Origin of the sequence: Limnohabitans sp. (assembly GCF_040401495.1) — a bacterium.
GTDB lineage: Bacteria > Pseudomonadota > Gammaproteobacteria > Burkholderiales > Burkholderiaceae_C > Limnohabitans.
Window position 1 is genome coordinate 1 of sequence record NZ_JBBAOI010000031.1, and the last position, 14,188, is coordinate 14,188.

General features: G+C 51.6%; 18 protein-coding genes. 2 read left to right on the forward strand and 16 right to left on the reverse strand.

The features are described from left to right. Positions 1-15 precede the first annotated feature (15 nt). From AC9UEO_RS12730 to AC9UEO_RS12780, 11 genes are all read right to left on the reverse strand, one after another. Positions 16-258 (reverse strand): hypothetical protein, encoded by a 243-nt coding sequence (locus AC9UEO_RS12730; protein WP_509534137.1) that lies wholly within the window; start codon positions 256-258, stop codon positions 16-18. A 67-nt stretch (positions 259-325) separates the two neighbouring features. After that, a complete protein-coding gene (locus AC9UEO_RS12735; RefSeq protein ID WP_509534140.1) occupies positions 326-1,981 on the reverse strand; it encodes a tail fiber domain-containing protein in 1,656 nt (551 codons plus the stop codon). Positions 1,982-1,989: 8 nt separating this feature from the next. Then, positions 1,990-2,577, reverse strand: a complete 588-nt coding sequence (locus tag AC9UEO_RS12740) for a hypothetical protein (RefSeq protein ID WP_509534143.1) — start codon at positions 2,575-2,577, stop codon at positions 1,990-1,992. 9 nt (positions 2,578-2,586) lie between these two features. Beyond that, entirely contained in the window at positions 2,587-3,084 is a 498-nt protein-coding gene (locus AC9UEO_RS12745; RefSeq protein ID WP_509534146.1) for a DUF4183 domain-containing protein, read from the reverse strand. 166 nt (positions 3,085-3,250) lie between these two features. Continuing rightward, the gene (locus tag AC9UEO_RS12750) at positions 3,251-3,553 is read right to left on the reverse strand and encodes a hypothetical protein (protein WP_509534149.1); all 303 of its coding nucleotides are present in this window, start codon (positions 3,551-3,553) and stop codon (positions 3,251-3,253) included. A gap of 9 nt (positions 3,554-3,562) precedes the next feature. Further along, on the reverse strand, positions 3,563-3,862 hold the full coding sequence (locus AC9UEO_RS12755; protein WP_509534152.1) for a DUF5856 family protein: 300 nt from the start codon (positions 3,860-3,862) through the stop codon (positions 3,563-3,565). Positions 3,863-3,921: 59 nt separating this feature from the next. Continuing rightward, positions 3,922-6,135, reverse strand: a complete 2,214-nt coding sequence (locus tag AC9UEO_RS12760) for a portal protein (protein WP_509534154.1) — start codon at positions 6,133-6,135, stop codon at positions 3,922-3,924. Continuing rightward, positions 6,135-6,272: a hypothetical protein gene (locus tag AC9UEO_RS12765; protein WP_509534157.1), complete on the reverse strand. Its 138-nt coding sequence runs from the start codon at positions 6,270-6,272 to the stop codon at positions 6,135-6,137. The genes AC9UEO_RS12760 and AC9UEO_RS12765 overlap by 1 nt, the downstream gene beginning before the upstream one ends. Before the next feature lies 1 nt (position 6,273). Beyond that, positions 6,274-6,426 (reverse strand): hypothetical protein, encoded by a 153-nt coding sequence (locus AC9UEO_RS12770; RefSeq protein WP_509534159.1) that lies wholly within the window; start codon positions 6,424-6,426, stop codon positions 6,274-6,276. A 1-nt stretch (position 6,427) separates the two neighbouring features. Next, entirely contained in the window at positions 6,428-6,679 is a 252-nt protein-coding gene (locus AC9UEO_RS12775) for a DUF6321 domain-containing protein (protein ID WP_509534161.1), read from the reverse strand. Continuing rightward, positions 6,676-8,199, reverse strand: coding sequence for a hypothetical protein (locus AC9UEO_RS12780; RefSeq protein ID WP_509534164.1), 1,524 nt, complete (start codon positions 8,197-8,199; stop codon positions 6,676-6,678). Before AC9UEO_RS12780 ends, AC9UEO_RS12775 begins: the two co-directional genes overlap by 4 nt. Positions 8,200-8,227: 28 nt before the next feature. On the opposite strand from AC9UEO_RS12780, the gene AC9UEO_RS12785 reads away from it, so the two are divergent. Next, positions 8,228-8,434 carry a hypothetical protein gene (locus AC9UEO_RS12785; protein WP_509534166.1) on the forward strand — a complete coding sequence of 69 codons (207 nt, stop codon included), beginning with the start codon at positions 8,228-8,230 and terminating at the stop codon, positions 8,432-8,434. Here the strand turns inward: AC9UEO_RS12785 and AC9UEO_RS12790 are convergent. The 5 genes from AC9UEO_RS12790 to AC9UEO_RS12810 form a co-directional block, all read right to left on the reverse strand. Then, a complete protein-coding gene (locus AC9UEO_RS12790; protein WP_509534169.1) occupies positions 8,415-9,884 on the reverse strand; it encodes a hypothetical protein in 1,470 nt (489 codons plus the stop codon). The two genes, AC9UEO_RS12785 and AC9UEO_RS12790, sit on opposite strands and share 20 nt — an antisense overlap. 373 nt (positions 9,885-10,257) lie before the next feature. Further along, on the reverse strand, positions 10,258-10,764 hold the full coding sequence (locus AC9UEO_RS12795) for a terminase small subunit-like protein (protein ID WP_509534171.1): 507 nt from the start codon (positions 10,762-10,764) through the stop codon (positions 10,258-10,260). Between the two features lie 91 nt (positions 10,765-10,855). Then, positions 10,856-11,200 carry a hypothetical protein gene (locus AC9UEO_RS12800; protein ID WP_509534174.1) on the reverse strand — a complete coding sequence of 115 codons (345 nt, stop codon included), beginning with the start codon at positions 11,198-11,200 and terminating at the stop codon, positions 10,856-10,858. 178 nt (positions 11,201-11,378) lie between these two features. Beyond that, on the reverse strand, positions 11,379-13,424 hold the full coding sequence (locus AC9UEO_RS12805) for an AAA family ATPase (protein ID WP_509534177.1): 2,046 nt from the start codon (positions 13,422-13,424) through the stop codon (positions 11,379-11,381). Then, a complete protein-coding gene (locus AC9UEO_RS12810) occupies positions 13,421-13,639 on the reverse strand; it encodes a transcriptional regulator (protein ID WP_509534180.1) in 219 nt (72 codons plus the stop codon). Before AC9UEO_RS12810 ends, AC9UEO_RS12805 begins: the two co-directional genes overlap by 4 nt. A gap of 187 nt (positions 13,640-13,826) precedes the next feature. Between AC9UEO_RS12810 and AC9UEO_RS12815 the strand changes: the two genes are divergently transcribed. After that, the gene (locus AC9UEO_RS12815; RefSeq protein WP_509534183.1) at positions 13,827-14,087 is read left to right on the forward strand and encodes a hypothetical protein; all 261 of its coding nucleotides are present in this window, start codon (positions 13,827-13,829) and stop codon (positions 14,085-14,087) included. Positions 14,088-14,188 lie beyond the last annotated feature (101 nt).

Sequence of the window (14,188 nt, forward strand, 5' to 3'; positions counted from 1 at the left end):
AAGGTTTTGTCAGCATTATGCTGGAATTTGGGCCGCTTGGTAAGTGGCAATTACGTCAGCCGTATGCACCGCAGCGCAAATGGCTTGAACCTTGGCATCCTGAGTGCTGTAATCATCGCCTGGGGCGACAACATGACGATGGAATGTGCCGCTAATTTGTTTGCCGTCTTCCATGATGCGGGTGCAAGTGCGAACTTGAACACAACCGTTTTCAATGGTTTCGATCAAGTCAACAACAATTTGTTTTTCAAGTGCCATGATGTTTCCTTGTTTCCAGCCACGGCATCCACCGTAGCATTAAGTCTGGTGGGCCGCACCAGTACGGTTATTTTGCTTCAAGTGCTGCAACTTTTGCAGAAAGTTCCTGTACCGCTTTAATCAGCGGAGCAATAAACTGGTCATACCGCAAGGCTTCCTCAGACTCTGGGTCAGCGATGTCTGTCTTGATGTAGCCACCAAAATCACGATCACCGGCAGCATCTTTGACATTGGTGGTTAACAGGCCGTAATGGGTGCGCTTGCCAGCAATAGGCTCGACCACTTTCTCAGTGACCTGTGCGCGAAGCAAATTGCCCTCGGTGTCATACTCAGCTTCTTTGACAATACGTTCTTCAACAACACGATTGCCGCCGACTTTAAACTTATAAGAAACAGGACGCAGTTTGTTGATGAAATCAAGACCCAATGCCGAATCTTGAATGTCAGTTTTGGTGCGTGGGTCAGACGTTTGAATTGTTCCATTTGCTGACCATACCGCTGACCATCGGCTACCTGACGCGCCGCAAGTTACGGCGTTATCTGTTACGGGGTAAAAATTGCCGTTGGCATCAATTCGCAAATTGCTTGTTGTATGGTAAAAAGTTGTTGTACCACCAGCAACCCATTGTTGTTTTGCTACGCCGTTAACCCACAATTCTGCAACTTTTGAATTTACCCCTAATGGGTCGGCAACTAAAGCAACAAAACTAGAATTATCAATTGAGATAGCACCTAAACTAGTTTTATCTGGTTTAGATACATTCCATATTTGTTGTTGCACCCTATTCATAAATGCAACAGTTGAATCTGAGGCCATTGATTGATTAAAGTTGGTCAACAGCATTTGCGTTGCAATAGCCGTTGTCGCTGCAACTACGCCACGAGTACAAGCCTCGATGTAACCGCCAATCAAACTGATGCCAGCAGGGTTGCTGTCACTGTAGTAAAAAGCAACTGGTGTTGCAAACGGCGTAGTTCCTTGAGAAATTAATTCCCAATTACATGATACAAAATCAATTTCCGTAGCTGCTACCAAATTAATGCCTGTGTTGCCACGTAAAAACGTGCATTTAAAAAAAGTCGTGCGTGTCGTGCGATTGTTTGCAGCAGTTACATCGCTAACCATCAAAACGTGTTCATCATTTAAATTTGATGTGAGATTTGAAATTGAGTGATAAAAACATCCACTGTCTGATCCACTGACCGTAGGGCCTGGTTGAAACTGCATACCCCTACGACAGTTTTCAATACGAATGTTGCTTACGGTCATGAATGACTGGTCAACTAATTCAGTGGTTTGTGTAGTGCTCTCAGGAATGCAGCCAAGACCAATCACTTGGGTTTTAGGGCCACCATCAATCATTAAGTCTCTGATCGTTGTGCATCTGCGCGAATTGCGAACTACGCACATGGCAGTGTTGCCAGCTTTAAGAATGGTATCAATACCATCGCCAAACAGCGTAATTCCTTTATCGGTGTCAAAAACACCATTAGTGTCAGGAATCAACAGTCCGTTTGGTGTTGTGTCGGAAGATGCAACAGAATTTAAAATGTACGTTCCCGCAGGGAAATATACAGCACCACCACCAGCAGCAAGAGCAGCAGTAATAGCTGCCTGACAAGCCGCACGATCATCAGTTGATCCATTACCAGTTGCACCATAATCCAAGACGTTAAAAACCGCCCCTTGGATCATGGAATAGGTTGCTTTGGTCAATGCCATGATAATCCTTAGACAGAATAAGTTGCAGAAAATATACGGGTGTTTCCTGACGCTGTAAACCCTGTTGTTAAATACATTTGAACTGAATTTACAAGAACCCCGCCATTTGCGTTAATAAGTGTTCGGTTAGCCCAAACGCCAGCAGCGTCATAGCCTGATGTAAACGGCAAATCAAAATAAGAAACTGCGCCCGATGTGCCAGCAATAGTTGCTGCGCCAGTACACGCAAGAGTTATATTAACTGTGACAAGTCTGCCAATTTTTGTATATGTGCCCGTGCTTGTAATTGTTCCACCACCAAGCACTTCGGTAAACCCAGTTCTAGGGGCTGTAAAAGTACCCTCTTCATAGTCAGCCAACAACTCGCTAGTCATGCCAGCAGGATGCGATGTGGCAGAAAAGTCGATGCCTTGACCACTGGCAACAATCAAATTACCCGTCGTCAAAGTCATTTGAGTTGCGCTAATTGCGCGGCCCGCAGTCAAATTAGCAACCGACACTTGTTTGGTCGAGCTGCTTTGAACAATTGGCAGAACTTCGGTGCCTGCAAGTGGAACGGTGGACGCAGGTAATGCTGATATTTTGGTGTCGGCCATGATGGTTCCTTAATTGAACATGACTTCAATGGATGAAGTAAGAGGCGGTGCGGTTGAAAATGTCAGCGTTGTGCTCGACACGGTATAGGTGTTTTTCTGCTGGTACACGCCATTGATATATACAAACGTGAAATTTTCACCCAATGATGGGTTGCTCAACGTAAATACAGTTTGTGATCCTGTACCAGTAAAATTTTGAACTTGGAATTCAGCCGCGCCAACACCAGAAATATTATCGTAGGTTGCAATAAGCACATCGTTAGTCGTGTACAAAGCAAATTTATATGGAGACGCCAACAACCATATTTCTCCACCAGGCACGCGCCCTGCGGAGTCTAAAATAATTGGATGGTTATGGGCCGTGTTACCGCTAGAAGATGTGTACGTTGGTTTTGGCGTAGTTGTTCCCGCTGCGTAAGCATACAGCTTGCCGCCAGACAGGATTACGCCGCTGTTGGTGAAGAACTGGGCCGCAGCGCCGCCCACAGGGGAGAGAAAGACGGCCATTTATATCACTCCATAAGAATCAAACCGCCGTCTTCTTGGACGAGGTTATCACTAATTTCAGTTAAAAGATTACTCTGCACAGTCGCATCTGCATATCCCGACAAAAAGGAAACAATGCTTCCAAGGCCAATTGAGACCCCGTTGCGAATGGGTATTCCAAAAAAACTCATTGGATATTAATTGGTTTGCAGTAGATTGTGCCGCCAGTAGACACTTGAATTGCACTCACACGCCATGCACCGCTAACCGTAGCAGGCACTTTAAATGGAATCGGTGTAAATGGGGGGATTGGTGTGCTAGAAGTTGTAGCAGTGACGCCTTCACCAACTAACACATAGCAAGCCTGGTCAGACCAAACCACTACGCCTTGGGCGCCAGCAGGCCATACACCAGTTACACCCGCAGTGCCAGTGTACGAAATAGACTTGGCGGGAAAATTGGTATCGGCTAACGGGTTTAAAAGTTCCATGATGTTTCCTTATGCCAAAAAGCGGAGTTTGTACAGAGTGCGAAGATAAATCTCAATGATGTTGTCAATGAGCTGCTGCAACGACATGTCAGCTTTGTCAACCACTTCATACCGAGCATCTTCAATTTCTTTTAGCGAGTCTTCCAAAAACTCAATGATGTTAGCCGTCTTTTTTGCTGAATGCAAAGTAATTGGCCCCATTAAACCATGCCGGCCTTGATAGGCTTCAGCAAAATCATCCGCCGCGCCAATAATTCGGTCGTAGAAGATGTTGAGCGCCACATGTTTGCTGTAGCTGCGAGTGTTCAAGTGAACGCTGTGCGCCACGTCTCGGGCCAAGAACAGCAACCCTACAAAATCACACGCTTTCATTGTGGCATCCCTTGTTGTGGTATACCGCCTGGGGGCGGCATCATCTGTTGAGGCGCATATTCAGCACTCTCGGGCATCATCTCATTCTGCTCCCGGCCAGGCATTTCGCTTACCAAGTCACCTGATGTGATCATGCCATGCACCGTGCCCAAGACTATATCTTGAATTTGCTCTGGCGACATGCTGGCCTGCACCTGGGCCAAACGTTTGGTTTCAGCCTCGTATGCCTTGACTTGGGCTTCAAAATCCTTGCGTTCCATGTCTTGCGCTTCAATGGACTTGCCGACATTCTGGATCATCTGGTGCATCTGCTCCATCTCTTGGCCCATGGCTTGCATCTGCTGCTGGGCTGCCTGCAACGCCGGGTTGTCCTCGCCGTCTGACAAGAACTTGGGATCAATGGTTTTGGCAAAGCGCTTAGACATCTCTTGGGCGCCTGGCCAATCCATGTTTTTGACAAACAGGTCACCGGCCACAGCCCACAGTTGAGGGTTTCCTTGCAACAGTTGTGCCATTGCCTCCAATGCCTCTTGACGTTTGGTCGCGTAGCCTGGGCCAGTGATTGCCACCACGTCGTACTTGCCGACTCCTGGGTTGTAGATTTTCTCGATCACAATCCCGCGCTCATCCATGATCTTGTTGACCGGCTGCTGTTGCTCTGGGTTAATCTTGATCATTTTCGTCTCGCCATCTTCACCGATGATGCGAGCGATGCGCTGGGTGTCGTAAATCTTGGGGATCAAGTCCACCAACTGGCGGGCCACATGGCGCACGCCGCGAGCCAAGTTGTCGCCGTAGTGATATGTGCCCACATCGCCTTCGCGCTGGCGAGCGAGAATGGCTTTGCCGCTGCGCTCGTTGGAGCCCATGCCCAAAGATGCGTTGTACTGACCTGTGGTGCTCTTGATGTCTTCAGACGCCCCTGCCTTGGCTTGCAGGAGGCCGCTGGAAGCCATTGGGGGCTGTGCCCTGGCGGGTAATGGCAACATGCCGCCTTGGCCGTCTGTAACGTCTGGATTGACCTCCAAATACGGCCAGTTCTGCGTGTTGGCGGTCTTCCATTGGTTCTCATACCCTTCAAACTGACCGCCGTAGCCAATAAACGGGGCTTTGGGCGCCAAAGCAAGCATCTCTGCCTCTTGGCTGACCCAGTAGTTGTACATGCGCTGGGCGTCCTTGGCGTTGCGCACCAAGCCCGACACATACAGGCGACCGTCAACTTCAAATTCATTGCCCACAATGCGGATGACAGGAATGTATTTGCCCGCCCACTCGCGCTCTTCAAGGATTTCGTACCCGTTAATCTTGCAGTATTTGACCTTTGGACGGTCAGATTCGCGTGACTTTTTGGGTTTGCCGTAGACGGCCCGCAGTTGTTTGTCCTCGAACGTACCCTCAAACGCCGTGGCGTTGCCGGGATACAGGTTCAGCGTTGTGCGGTCAAAATCGATGTAGTAGTAATCTGCAATGCGGATCGTGTCTTCATTGAGCCAGTTGCTGATCGACTGATCGCCCACACCCAGCGACTGCAATGTGGTGATGGGCGAAGCGTCTGGGTACATTCGCTCAAACTCGGCCTTGGTCACATCTTCAGTGACAAAGCACCATTTGGCATCCGCGCCGGTCGGGTCTTGGATGGTTGGATCCATGTAGACCGAAAAGGAGTTGCGCACACGGCCAATCTTAATGTCTTGATCGAACGTGTTGTCTTCGCAATACTCGGTCAGCAGGCGAAGGTAACCTTCGCCGTAAGAAACTTGGTTTTCGCAGGCAGTGTCGTAGGCCACGTCAGCGTCGCTGATGTACTCAATGTGCCGAATCATGCCGTTAAAGATGTCGGCCACTTCCACGTCGGCGTTGTCGTCCACCGGGATGACCTTGGCCCCAGGCCGGTTCTGGCGCTGGTCGTTGGTGACCTGGCGCACATGCTGGGGCAGCTTGTTGATTGTCAGGCACGGGCGGGCGTTGATCGTCTGCCCCTGCACCGCACCACGGGTGGCCAGCACATCGGCGGGCCACTGCCAGTGGTTGTCGGGCGAGCCGGCGTAAAAGCGCAGATCGTCGATCTCGTCTTCGCGGCTCTCGGCAAGCGCGGACACCGCCATATCCAGCCTGGCACGGGCTGTGGCCAGGATGTCAGACGCGCTCTTCTTAGGTTTACCGCCTTCGGCCACTGCGCCAGCAGCCGCAATGCCTGTGAAGTCTGCCATTATTTCTTGCCTTTTGGTGCCGCACGTTTGACGGCATACGCGATTGCGACGCTTTGTTTAACTGGTTTTCCAGATTTCACTTCAGCCGCAACATTCTTGCGGAATGCTTCGGGAGATTTTGATTTAACGAGTGGCATGTTACTTCTTCTTTGCAGTTTTGGCTGAATCTTTGAAGTCTTTGGCAGTTGGCGCGCCGGGTGAGCCCGGTTTCCTCATTTTCTCTTTAGAGCCAGCGGCGATACGTGCCTGTTTGGCGTGAATATTGGCATACAAGCCGGGTTTGGTGGCCATATCAACACTTCCATCGTTTAAGAGCTGCTTTAGCACGTTCGCCGTCTTTGGCGTTTGCTGCTACAGCACCCATCCTTGCACAAAATGAATCTTTGCGACCTTGGTCTGCTTTGGTCTTAGGGTTGGGTGCTGGCGCCTTGAGATTGGAGCCAGTGGCGGCGTTGTACTTAGCGCGGCCCTTCTCAGTCAGACCTGCACCCTTGGACACCGGCAACTTCTCGCCGCGACCGACACTCAAGGAAACCTTCTTCATGCTCCCATCCATCCAGTAGACACTGCGCTACCGTAGCTTCTGGCGGTGCGCTTGGGTTCAGCATATTCACGATGTGCCACTGGAAAGGCAAATGTGACGCAGATAGCGTCAGCAGCGTCGGGTGAGGCAAGACCGCGAGCTTTCATTTCTTTTTTGCTTTCCAAGAAGATTGTTCCCCGTGAATCAGGCTTCATCATAGGCGAAATCAAGTCCGTCTTCAAGAACCTGTCGCTAGGAATACTAGCAGATTTCAGCCATTCTCGCATATCTCCCCACATCTGCGCGCGCATATTACCGTACATGATCGGGTTTTTGGACTTATTTCCAAAGTTTATGCCCTTGACCTTGTACCGTTGCTCTTTTAATCGATCGACAATACCCGCGCCCAGCCCACCTTCGTCAATCACGACCAGCGCCGGCTTGAATTCCTCAATTGCTTCGATCACATACCCCACCACCGTCATGGTGTCGTCGCCCCTGTGGCGAATAATCTTGACAATATCCCGTCCTTGGCGCACAGCGATGACAGTTGCATCCGCGCCAAAGCGTGCAGGGTCAACTCCAATGATGATTGGGGCCGACTGATCCTTGTACTTTGCGCGTTTCATTGCATCATCCACGATATTGGACGAAATAAACTGGTCGTCCCCCTCCGAGGGAAACATGCCATACACCTCAACGTGCGCCTGGCTCGAGTCTGGACCATACTCATCAATAATGTTCTGGTACACCGCCTTATCAGTGCCCTCGACCGTCCTGGCGTCCACCACCTTGCTGGTCCAAAAGTCCCGCTTGCTGTTAAAACACTCGTAAAAGTACCCAGTATTTCGCCGGGGGTTGGAAAAAGCCAACCAAAGGCGGTTTGGCGTGTTCTCTGTGAAAAAGCCCGCGGTCACAGACCAGATCGCATCATCAATACCAGACGCCTCATCAAAGATGACTAACACCCCGTCATGGTTGTGGACCCCGGCATAAGAATCTGGATTCTCTGCTGACCAAAGCCTGCCCTCAACCGCCCAGTACCGGGTGCCCTTGCGCAAGTCCTTCTCCACCAACTCAGTCAGCCAATCAGCCGGCGCAACCTTGGTGGCCGACACCTCAAACCAGTGACTATTAATAGTCATTGCCAACCACTTGGTGATCTCGGCCCAGGTCACAGCTCGCAATTGGGCCTCGCTGTTGGCCGAAATAATCGTTGTTGATCCAATCCTGGTGGACAACATCCAAATAGTCAGCCAGGACACCAATGCAGACTTGCCAATGCCTCGGCCAGACGATATGGCGTGGCGCAAAGTCTCAAAGTTAATAAGCCCCTTTTGGCGCTTAACGTGCTGGGCGATCTCGCGCAAGACTTCGCGCTGCCACTTGCGTGGGCCGGCAAAGTGCTGCAGGGGCGTGTTCTCCTTACCCCAAGGAAATGCAAACAAAACAAACGCTTCTGGGTCGTCAGCAATTGCCGGGCTCCACAGAGTCGCCATCAGCTCCTGCTCTTCTTCGGGTTTGTAGATCGTGGTTTGCATTTATCTAGCTATATGATAGAATCGAAACATGAAATTATCACCTATTGTCAACACCGACACCAAAATGCCAGCCAAAATGCTCGAGGCTCTTGGCCTGCATGAAACGCGCTGCGTCGTCACCAACGTCAAATCTGTGACCGAAGAGTCGGTCAAAGCATTCTTGACTGATCGATATGGCGAAAAGTTGGCCAGCACTTTTGATCCAAAATTTTTGTTTAGTAGCCAAGACGCTTGAGCAGCTCATTGGTAATCACACCAGAATAAGGCTTCATCTGCAAAGCCCTTAAATCAGTCTGCCTTGGGTTTGTTGGGTCTGGTATTCCCCTGGCTTTTGCCACTTCTGGCAACAATTCAAAAATATTGCGGTTTTCAGCCAAAGTGCCCAACCCCTGACCAGGCACGCCCCGCGGATATGACGGGTGGCCAGATTGCATCACCATAGGAGTGCCAGCAAATATCTCGCCAATATTTTGCACACCGCCTTCTTGCGCAGCCAACTGCGCAGGGTCAGAAACCGCCAACCTGGCACCGCCAATATTCAAACCGCCAGTATCTCTAAAATCTACGTCCATCATCTGTTTAATGGCCTTGCGCGTTTTGTCCGGCGCATCCCTAAACTGTTGAACACTCGCCGGGTCAGATACACCAGACCACTCAGGAATAAACTTCTTAATCGATCTGTCCAAACTTCTTTTTTGGCCCTTATTCATCGCGCTGTCAGCGTAAGCCAACATGGTTTCGCCCGTCATAGCCGCAAAGTCCCCACCAGTTGGCGCCATGCGCCAAGGCAAATAAATTGGATTTTGTCCCGTTGCCTGCTTAATCTCCGCAGCGTTTTCCATAATCTTTCTAACCGGCCCCTGCGCAGATGCCCAAACTTGGCCAGGATTGTTAAACATGTAGTCTTGCCCGCCCAACAACTCAACCGGCCTGTTAAATTTTACGTTGTCAATGCCAGTTAAATTACCGCCAGCCGCGGTGCGGTCAGCCATGCTCGTAATAAACGGCCTGCCAGCAAACTGATCCAATGACACCGTTGGCGCAGTTACCACATTTGGATTTAACTGAATATCACGGGTCATTGCCTGCAGCCTGGATTGCTCTTGGACCCTGGGGTCATACCGCGGGTCAAACGCACCAAACCCGCTACGGCCACCAGGTGGGACCGCAAACATAGGCTGCGGCGTTATCGCGCCAAGTAACGTGCCCGGCCTTTCGCCCATCATCGCGGCATTTAACTCCTCACCCGCCAAACGTCCGGCCTGCTTAACAGTTGCACCCCCAGCCAACGCAGCCTGCCTAACCAACCTGGCTGCCTGCAACGCTTCAGCCGGCGTCATAGGCGCAAAAGCACCAAGCTGGGCTGCCGCCTGCTGGGCCGGACCTCGAGGCGCCAAGGGGAGTTGCTGCAATAACTGTTGCGAGCCATATGGCACCTGGGTCTGCGGTCCATAGTCCACCTGGCCAAACATCTCCATAGGCATTGGGCTGCGCACCGTATTAAGTATGTCTGATGGAGCGCCCGCCGTTGCCGCAAACCTGCCTCTAAGTGCTTGCACCGGCATCTCGAGCGCTGCCTGCGGGTCCTGGTACATCCTGTTGCGCCTGATCTGAGGATAGTATCCAAACGCAGCTGCAAGCTCGTTTTGGTTCGGGGGCGCCAGGAAGTTAAAGCTAGTGGCCATGGTCGTTAATAATTCGTTGGCATTGGGCAATGGTAATTGATTTTTTTAAAAAATAAAAATAAAAATGTTCGTGAGTGCACCGTTCCTGTGACCTTTCGCCGCCGGCCCTACCCGGCCCCCCACCGCGGCGGGGCGGTGACCATGGGCGCTTGGCCGGCACTTATCCACAGGGCCAGACCCTAGTTGTTCATTTTAGACTGTGGATAACCGCCCAGATCGCGCATCAGTCTGTATAACTTGTGCGCAACCTTCAAATAACTTAACATAATGGACGTTGTACGTAGTAGAAACAGACGTAAGCATTCACTCTGTTTTTTTATGGAGTGCGTGCGCGTAGTTGCGCACAATCTATGCAAAAAGCGCATAACCCCGCCTAATCTGTCCCCAGTTTATCCTTCACCTCAACATCAACCACGTTGGTCTGATCGGTAATGACGCGCTGTTTAGCTTCTTTGAGGGCATCAAGCACGCTGATCCTGGTATCGGTAACGCTGACATCAAGACGGTCGCCATAGACCTTTGGCTTGAGCTTAGAAGCTACCCATTTGCGAGCATCAACCTGGACTCTTTTTTGCTGAACCCAGGCGCTGGCCATAGCGCCTTCCAAACCTTCGGGCATCTGGGCATCGGCCAGCTCGATGATTTCCTCGGCCAACTTATCGGCACGGTCGCCAATGGCTTGATCGTAGGCTGCGCGAAATTCGTGGTTGTTTTTGATTTTGTATAGAACCGCACGATACGACGGCATTCCTTCGGCGCGAAGCGAGCTGCTCAAACTCTTGCCTTCTGAGATGTCATCAATGATCTGTTGCCAGACATAGCTATCTGGTGGATAGACCATAGGCCGACCGCCTTTGTTTTTGGTTTCAACCATTTGCATTGAACTTTGATCCACTTTTATTTACCTTCAAAAAAACAGGGTACTTGCACTTCTGCTTTCCCCCAAAGGTTGGCAACTGCTTTGCCAGTTGTCATGCTATCACCTCAATCTCAACTTGGTAGACCTTAACACCACCAGGTCGCTGAAAATACTGCCAGTCGATCTGCTTATGGCCATCATCAACACCAAGCCAATCAGCAACGCCATCCCTGACTGCTTTAAACGCTGACTGCAGGTTATCCCCATCCAACGGCCTAGGCGCCACCCTGGTGAGCACAATGGTGCAAGGCGGTGTTGGTGGTGCAGCCAAACCAGCCAGTGCATTGAACGCGCTTTGCCGGTGCTTTTTCGCCAACTTAGCCTTAACTGCCCAATGCAACCTTAAGTTCGCAACCGACACAATCTTCAGCGGCAGGCAAACTTCAATCATTGCCATGCCCCATTTCCCCCATTCCCCATTTCCCGCCATCCTGGTCCATCCGGCCCATCCGGCATCCGAACCATCCTGGGTATATATACCCAGGAGGAAGGATTCGGATGATTGCCGGGGTGGGAACCCGGATGGTTTCGGATGACTTCGGATGATTCGGATGATGTTTCGGATGCATCCTTATTCATCCGATTCGGATGGTTTCGGATACTTTCGGATGGTTGGGATGACTTCGATACCCCCCATCAGCCTCAACCACCATGCCCTTGGCAATCATACTTTTGACTACTTCCCAAAATCTATTGTTCTTTACGTTGTGCTCTTTGGCCGACTCCCGCCATTCGTCGTAATTGACTGCATTGGTCTGTTGATCGGTCGTTCGTTTGAGCTCGAGCATGACTAGGCACTCCATGACGCGCTTTTGGTTTGGTGACAGGTACGTCTTCTTTTGGACCTGGCTGACCAGGCCGCTGATGTCAACGCTGGTCAGGTACGCTCCCTTGACTGCTAGGTTGTGCTTGTCCAGGATCGGCAGGTCGATCTGGGTGATCTGGAAATTCTTGGCCGCGGGCATTTCAGCATCCTTCATCTTCTTGGACTCAAACTGGATGGTTTTGGAGCCTGAGTCCAGCGCCACCTTGTACTCGGCATCTAGGGCACCGCGCAGGGCGGTTGATCCCCGGCTGCGCTCCTTGTCCATGGCGCCTGAGTGGTGGACAACTAGCACGCAGCACTTCCATGGTTGGCGCAGGTATGTGTCCAGGTGCTGGATAAAGGCATTCATGTCCTGGGTGCTGTTCTCGTCGCCTCCCATGTTCCTGGCCACCGTGTCGATGATGATCATGCTAGGCACGCACCCGGCGTCGGCACTGAGCTGCTTGACCGACTCAGCCACAATCGCCGCTTCGGTGCTGTCGTACAACTGAGCCGCCCGGTGGCTTTTGTACAACGGCACGCCGGCCAGGCTGATGCCGTTGCCCAGCTCCCACGCCTTGAACCGCCTGGCCAGTCCGTTGTGGCCCTCGCCAGCAATATAAAACACCGCACCCTGCTGTACCTGGTGCCCATGCCATGCCACGCCAGTGGCCACACAGCAGGCGATGTCGATGGACACAAAGCTCTTGCCACCGCCTGGGTCACCAAACACCTGGGCCAAGCTGTCGCCCTCAATGTAATCATCCACAATCCACTTGATTTGCGTGAGCTGCAGACTATCTGCTCTCGAGAACTCAAACGCCAGCTTATCCTTAACTGGTCCGGCCACGCGCTCGATCTGGTCTTTAACTGCTTCCAAACCCTGTAGGCAGTGCAGGTCATTGAAGTCTGTTGGTTTGGATGGCAAGTCAGACTCCGCAAAGTTTGGATAAACAATCTCGCCAAAGACAAGCAACGCTGCAGCTCGAGCCTTAGTTACCCCAGGGTTGCCCTCTGTGAACTGGTCATTGTCAGCGCCAATCACGATCCTGGCCCCAGGAAACATCTCTTTAGCACTCTTGGCCACCTTGGCCAGGTTCCCACAATCAAACGCCACCAACACCGTGTACCCCGTCGCCTCATGGATGCTCGCGCAAGTGGCAAACCCTTCGCCAACAAAGATCACCTTTCGGTTTCCCCGCAACTCGTAGAACCCGCCCTCAATTTTGCCGCCCTTTAAGAACCGTTTGTTCCCGTCTGCATCAATAGTCTGGTAGCTCAATATCTCCCCGGCCTGGCTGATCACCGGCACCACTAGGCGCCCAGCCCGGTCAATCTTGATCCCGTATGGCTGTATACGCTTTCTGACCAGGTATGGATGGTCAGCACTGGCATCTGTGTACGTCCCAACCTCCTCTTCTGCCTTCTCTGCAGCCACCGCCTGCGAGGCACTCTTCTCAGCTTCGCGCTTGGCCTTGAACTCTGCCACCCACTTGTCATGCTCGAGTCGCTCGCTAAACGTCATTGACCGTCCAGTTTCTGCCACCCACTTGGCCTCAAATGTTGGCTCTTTCCAGCAGCCACATACACCCACAGGAATCTTGCCCCCAGTGTGCAAGATGTACCAACCGTCCACCGCACCCTTCTTGCTCGATATATGAGGCACCCGGTGAATCTCACCATCAGCGATCAGCTCCTTGATCACCAGGCCGGACACTTCACAGTGCCGGCGAAAGCCTTCAACAGGGTTAACCAAGTCTTGCGAGTCTGTGGCCACCGCAAAACCATTGGGGAAAATGCTCGATAAACTGCTCATGCTTGTGCCTCCACCAACTCTGGCCATATTGACTTCCAACTGCCCTGGCACAGCATCTTGCGAGTGATCTTGCCCCCACTCTCTTGCTCTATGCGCACAGCCTCCCAGGCAGACATCTCTCGACGCCCACTCAGGCACTGGTATAGGTACTGCTCGTTCATGCCGACTTTTTCTGCCAGTGCTCGGCGCTCATCTGGTGCGATTTGTGTGTTCATAGGGCACTGAGTCTAGCACCGCGCTCTAACGCTTAAAGGTAAGTGGTAACCCTATCAGGGTTTAAAGATTAAAAATAATCTAGCGATATGCTTGTTTGGTCTAGTTTTTTGCTAGAATTCTGGTCATGGGCAGGGAAATAGGTTCTCTGACCATCACGCCAATCACGGCCAACCAGGAGTAAATGAAATGACAAACGCAACACAAACCAGCCGCAACGAATCCATGTACGGCTTTGCAGATATTGACTCTTACATTGAGTCAGTCAAAGATTCCATCACCTACAAATTCACCGGCGCCAACATGGTGGTCGCCGGCCTGATGTCAGACGCACAAGAACTGATGTCAGTTGGCGACACCGAACGCGCTCGCCAAACTCTCAATGTCGCCAAGGCCGTCTTGTTCCAGATCATGGATGGCAACCTCATTGGCACCGTTGAGCGCAAGTAAACCAACCGGGGCCACGGCCCCGCACAACCCCGAAAGCAAAACATGAAACAAAAACTCCTTGACATTTTTACCGCCACCGCCATTGGTGTTGGCCTGGCTGC